Origin of the sequence: Nostoc sp. FACHB-888 (genome assembly GCF_014696655.1) — a bacterium.
Lineage (GTDB): Bacteria > Cyanobacteriota > Cyanobacteriia > Cyanobacteriales > Nostocaceae > Nostoc.
Genome location: NZ_JACJQM010000219.1, coordinates 1 through 6,221 on the forward strand (window position 1 = coordinate 1; position 6,221 = coordinate 6,221).

The window sequence follows — 6,221 nt, forward strand, 5'->3', positions numbered from 1 at the left end:
ATACCTCTGTATAACTACTGTAAATCTTGACCATAGCCTTCCACCACCCCAAGCTAGCGATTGCGTTGTCTTCGCACAGCTCCCGCTGCTCGCAGGCTGTGAAGGCAAATCACAGAGTAAGGCATTGTCTCAAGCTAATCGTCATTTAAATTGCACCATTTTCATGGTAATAAAAGCTGCAAACCCTCTCCCTTGCTCCCTGCCCCTGCCCCTTGCGATCTCAACGTGCTTTCTTATATGCTTAACAGCTTACTGCGGGTTATCTGATGATAGTCAGAGAATTTGATTTTTAACGTTAACGTGCATCCCCTTGTGAAGTGTTGCTCTAGCCTCAAAGCATTCCATCACAAACACCACCAGGAAGATTAGCTAGGAATTAAGCATTGGTTAAGATAAGGTTATAAAACAGAGCTTTTCACTTGTATAAGTCCATTTTTCAGAGCTAACACCTTTAGGAGCGCTATTGCAGACCCCAGACCCAGCTCAAATAGGAGACACAGTTTTGATTCTAAATCCTTTCTATGTAACTGGAAAAGTTGGGGTTGTTTGTGGTCGAGAGCCAGACTCAGATGGTCAATCAAGCATACGCTGGCTTATTAAAGTAGATTCAAATGAGGAAAATATTCTAGTATCACTCAGGCGCAATGAGTTTGAGGTGATTACTCCGAAATTAGAATAACTTCAGGCTGTTGCCGATGGCTCCTCACCAATTCCCAGTTCCTTCTTACTGCGCTTTAACTGTTTCCAAAGTTCCTTAATTTGCTGATAAGCATCTTCTGGGTCAAGCTTACCATTGCTTTCTAAACTGGTGAGTATGCCAACTTTTTGAGCAAATTCTTGCAAGTTAGCATTGAAAACTAAGTTTTCTGGTTTAACTTGCCCGTAGTAGCGACCACGAGGGTCAAGGAATTTATTTTTGTCTTCCTCATGAGACTGATTCATGACTTCACCTCCCTACTAATAAATTTTCACCAATAATGTCAACCCAGTTTCAACTATCTCCTTAGCCAAATGGCTGCTTGGAAATATAGTTAGTGATTGCTGAAATCATGAGCCTTTTTTTAGTATGACTCATAGTCGAATGGCACTAAGAAAAGCTGAAATACTTGCCTGGTAAGAGGTTTATAAAACTAATAGTTCTAAGGTCGGGAATCAGAATAATCTGTAACTCTCAGTTTGCGATGCCGAACGCATTGCGTCTCCAAGAGTCGGCGGGCGCTTGCGCCATCACTGCTTCATTAGCCTACGTTTTTCCAAAGTGATGAAACCCTTGTAAATAATACATTTGCGCTTTTCAAGCGTGCCATTCGGTAAAGGGTAAAGGGAAAATATAAAACCTTTTCTCCATCGGTTTAAAGCCTCCTCTTTTAAGAGGAAGAAAGAAAAAAAATGTGTTTTGAGATGCGTAGCAAGAAAAAACACGGCATCCATATTTGAAACCCCTAACTTTTAAGTTAGGGGTTCCTTTCCCCCTTCCCCCTTCTTATTCATATCGGACCCTCTCTTAATCCTCTTATTTTGGCTAAGGTATTGAAATAGAAAAGCTAGTTGCACAACTAGAAGCACTGACAAATGTTTGAGTCACTTCTAGGAAGATATCAAGCTCAAAAAATAGTTACCATTGAGTATTGGTGGTAATTAATGCTGTCGCCGCTAAACTATCCAATGGTTCAGAGAAAAAATATCCTTGGGCAGATTCACATTTCAACTTTCTCAAAACTGCTAGTTGCTGTTGTGTCTCTACACCTTCAACACTGGGCGAAACACCAAGTTTGTTTGCCAATGCAATGATGATTTCACAAACTTCTAAATTTCTGCTGCTTGCGTTCATCGAGGTGATAAAAGAGCGATCAATTTTCAATATATCAATCGGAAAGCTAGAAAGACGAATTAATGAAGAGTAGCCGCTCCCAAAATCATCAATTGATAATGCAATGCCCATCTGCTTAAGTTTTAAAAGGTTAGCACTGGTTTGATCACCGTTTTCCATAATTACGTTTTCAGTAATTTCTAGCACAAGACATTTGGGAGCAAGACCAGTAGAGTGCAAAATTTTTTCAATCTGCTCAATCAAATCCGGCTGAGAAAATTGCTTAAGGGAGAGATTCACATAAATTTTTTCGGGCAAGTTGGTACCCTGGCTCACCCGCCAAGATTGCATCTGGCGACAGGACTCATGCAACGCCCAGTTGCCAATAGAGACAATTAGTCCAGTTTCTTCTGCTAGGGGAATAAAACTTGCTGGAGGCAGCAAACCACGTTCTGGATGCTGCCAGCGCAATAGTCCTTCAAAACCTAAAATAGAGCCAGTTGTGAGCGAAACAATCGGTTGGTAAAAAACGCGAAATTCAAAGCGTTCAATTGCTCGACGCAAATCTATCTCTAAATGCAATCTTGCCAGAGCTTGAGCATACATCTCTTGGTTAAATAGCTGATAACGCGCCCTACCCTGCGATTTAGCTTGGTACATTGCTGTATCAGCATCCCTAAGTACGTCTTCAGGCAAGTCATAGTCTACTGTCGAACTTAAAGCGATGCCAATACTTGCAGTTGTGATTATTTCTTGTCCTGAAAGCTCAAAGGGTAACGCTAGTTCCTGTTTAATCCGCTCGGCCACCATGATGGCTTCTGACACATCTTGGATTCCCTGAAGCAGGATTGTAAATTCGTCTCCACCAAGCCGTGCTGCTGTATCTACCAAGCGTACACATACTTTGAGCCTACTAGCAATAGCAACCAGAAATTGGTCTCCAATTAGGTGTCCTAGACTGTCATTGATCACCTTAAACCGATCTATGTCGAGAAACAGTACAGCAAATAAATAATCCTCTTGCCGTTTGGCAAGAGCGAGTGCGTATTTTAAGCGCTCCATAAACAAAGCTCGGTTTGCTAGACCTGTTAATGCATCATAAAACGCATTCTGCCGCAATTGTGACTCTGCCCATTTGCGCTCGGTGATATCATGAGTGATCCCCAGAATCTGATGAATTTCTCCTAATTCATTTAAAAGCGGCACATAGGTAACAACTATAGTGAAAGGGTCACAATCAGGCAAATTGATCGTACATTCTCCGGTTTGCAGAGTACGTGTCTCCACAGTTTTTTTGAGGATTGGTAGATAAGCATCTGTCACAGATGGTGGATTTATTTCTTCATCTGTGTGTCCAATAAGTGCCTCTAGAGAATAACCACTCCGCTTAACTCCAAAAGCATTGATATACTGTAACCGTCGTTGGGCATCATAGATCACAAATGTATCAGGGATGTTTTCTATTGCTAATCGGAATCGTTCTTCACTCTGTCGTAATGCCGACTCGACTTCCTTTTGATTAGTGACATCCCAGAAAGCTCCAATCACCCCTTGCACATTGCCAGCATCATCTCGCAATGGCATAGACCGACCAGCAACGAATCTCACATTGCTGTTACTGAAGACTAATTCCAAGTCTGTCTCAATGCTCCGCCCCGTTCTAACCGCAAGCTGCATTGGTAGTTCATTTGGCAGAATATTTTGCCCTTGTTTTTGAATTTGAAATTGAAAGGGGTACTCTCCAGTAGGTGGAGTTGCCGTCACGATTAAATCTGGCGTTCTTCGCGTCAATGTGTAGGCAGCACGGTTTGTGGTCACTTGATGGCACTGTAAATCGTGTGCAATCCAAACTGCTGCCGGAACTATCTCCATAAAAATCTCTAGCTCCCTGGCACAGGCTTTGGCAGACGCAAGGCTTTGCCGCAGAGCCTCCGAGCAAAGCAATAAAGCACAGCCAATCAAGACAAAATTAAGTGCTGTAAGAAATGACATTCGCTCAGAGCAATATCTGGCAATGGCTCCAGGCTTTTCTATAAATAACAGTTGATCAATTCCCAAATTCCAACCAAACAGATATTCGCTCATTGTCAATAATCCCAGAAAGGTTATTGCTATAGCCAACCCCTGAGTGACTTGATATTTGACCTGTCCGGTTGAAGGGAAAAAAATTAATGCCAGACCCGCTAGTACCAAACCTAAAGCGGCATTCGGTTTCATAGTTACCCAGTCTGGCAGGATGCTTTTTAAAGTTTGAATATCAGTAAGCCAGCCAACCATTACGGCACAACCAACCAGGGCTACGAACATACCCACAACCTGCTTAGTTGCTTTTAACACAGTAAGACTACAAAAATTTGGCTGATAAATCATCAAAATTAATAATAGTTTACATAGATTAACCAATAACAGCTGATAGGCTCGTAAGTCTACACCCAAGGGGTAAATAATCTGTTTAATTTTTTGAAAAAGTAGATTGTAAGCTAATCGGCACGGAAGTCGCATAATAAGAAGATGAAGTGGTTCAAAAGCAACTATGCCGATTTCTCCCAAAGTTTTAGAAATATATAAACTTCGAGTCGCTGCCGAGCTTCCAAGTCAACTACGCGCTCATCCAGAAGCGATTCGCTACACCCTCTTTGCAGCATTTTGTTATTTGAGATGAACTTAGTGTGTTACAAGCATTAAGAGAACAATTGCGTTGTAAAGAAATCTGGGTAGTGGGAGCTAATCGCTATCGCAATCCTGAAGAAGATTTACCTGCCGACTTTGATAGACAACGGGAAACATATTATCAAGCTTTAAACAAACCTACGGATGCATCCGAGTTCATCAATGGCTTACAGCAAGCTATGCATAATGCGCTCTCGTCATTCGATAACAATATAAAAAGTAATACCAAAGTAAAAATTCTTAAAAAAGGAAACGGCTGGATTTCTGTTTCACCCCTGGATGCACAAAGTGAACCGACAAATTTATTGCGTCTAAAAACTGAAATTGGGTTGAGATGGTCTGCAACAAGCCTATTGGATATTCTCAAAGAAACTGATTTAAGAATTGATTTTACAGAACATTTCAAAACTGTGGCTTCAAGAGAAGCCTTAGAGCGCAACACCTTGCAGAAACGTTTGTTGCTTTGTCTGTATGGATTAGGAACTAATACAGGGCTTAAGAGACTTAGTGCTGCGACTTTGAATACAAATTATCAAGATTTACGTTATGTGCAGCGTCGTTTTATTAATAAAGACCAATTACGTAAGGCTATTGCAACAGTTGTTAATGCTATTTTTCAGATAAGACTGCCGCAAATTTGGGGAGAAGCCACAACAGCTTGTGCCAGTGACTCGAAGAAATTTGGAGCTTGGGATCAAAACTTAATGACTGAGTGGCATATCCGTTATGGCGGTCGTGGTGTGATGATTTACTGGCACGTAGAACGCAAATCCACCTGCATTTATTCCCAACTGAAAACTTGTTCATCCAGTGAGGTGGCAGCAATGATTGAAGGAGTGCTGCGCCACTGCACAGACATGAAATTAGAGAAGAATTATGTTGATAGTCATGGACAAAGTGAGGTGGCTTTTGCATTTTGTCACCTGCTGGGATTTGAATTATTGCCTCGTCTGAAGCGGATTCACTCGCAAAAACTCTATCGCTCAGATGCGGGGAATAGTGATGCTTATCCTAATTTACAACTTATTTTAACCCGTCCTATCAAATGGGATTTGATTAGACAGCAATACGACCAAATGGTGAAGTATACAACAGCTTTGAGATTGGGTACAGCAGAACCAGAAGCTATACTTAAACGGTTTACTCGTGCCAATATTCAGCATCCTACTTATCAAGCTTTGGCAGAATTAGGTAAAGTCATCAAAACTATCTTTCTGTGCCAATATCTGCAATCAGAGGCATTACGTCGTGAAATCAATGAAGGATTAAATGTTGTTGAAAACTGGAACAGTGCTAACAGTTTTATTTTCTATGGCAAGGGTGGAGAGGTTGCCACTAACCGCCTTGAAGAACAGGAATTGTCGGTATTGTGTCTTCACTTATTACAAATATGCTTGGTTTATATCAATACTTTGATGATTCAACAGGTTTTATCTGAACCTACTTGGATGTCTCGAATGAAAACAGAAGACTTTCGGGCGTTAACACCTCTCATTTATAGCCATGTTAATCCCTATGGCACTTGGAGGCTAGACCTAGATGAACGATTACTGATTGATTTTCCCGTGGAGGTAATTGCGTGAATGTAAATGTTCAACGGACTCCAGCTAAAAAGAAAGCACATGAATTAGCTAAATATCTGCGTGGCGAACATCCCGATTACACTTATTTAAAAAGCGTTTTTCGCTACTTGCGAACTGAGTTAGAAATTCAATCCCCCAAAACCTCAACAGACTTATTA

General features: G+C 41.2%; 4 protein-coding genes and 1 pseudogene. 2 read left to right on the forward strand and 3 right to left on the reverse strand.

All coding sequences use genetic code 11. The features are described from left to right. Positions 1–233: 233 nt before the first annotated feature. The 3 genes from H6G26_RS44415 to H6G26_RS37110 form a co-directional block, all read right to left on the reverse strand. Positions 234–335 (reverse strand): hypothetical protein, encoded by a 102-nt coding sequence (locus H6G26_RS44415; protein ID WP_339382477.1) that lies wholly within the window; start codon positions 333–335, stop codon positions 234–236. A gap of 346 nt (positions 336–681) precedes the next feature. After that, the gene (locus H6G26_RS37105) at positions 682–942 is read right to left on the reverse strand and encodes a hypothetical protein (RefSeq protein WP_190736540.1); all 261 of its coding nucleotides are present in this window, start codon (positions 940–942) and stop codon (positions 682–684) included. Between the two features lie 673 nt (positions 943–1,615). Next, positions 1,616–4,117 (reverse strand): bifunctional diguanylate cyclase/phosphodiesterase, encoded by a 2,502-nt coding sequence (locus tag H6G26_RS37110; RefSeq protein WP_190736542.1) that lies wholly within the window; start codon positions 4,115–4,117, stop codon positions 1,616–1,618. A gap of 226 nt (positions 4,118–4,343) precedes the next feature. Between H6G26_RS37110 and H6G26_RS44065 the strand changes: the two genes are divergently transcribed. Next, the gene (locus H6G26_RS44065; RefSeq protein ID WP_277883959.1) at positions 4,344–4,472 is read left to right on the forward strand and encodes a hypothetical protein; all 129 of its coding nucleotides are present in this window, start codon (positions 4,344–4,346) and stop codon (positions 4,470–4,472) included. Then, a pseudogene (locus tag H6G26_RS37115) lies at positions 4,471–6,063 on the forward strand (Tn3 family transposase); the annotation flags it as partial. The gene H6G26_RS44065 and the pseudogene H6G26_RS37115, both read left to right, overlap by 2 nt. Positions 6,064–6,221 lie beyond the last annotated feature (158 nt).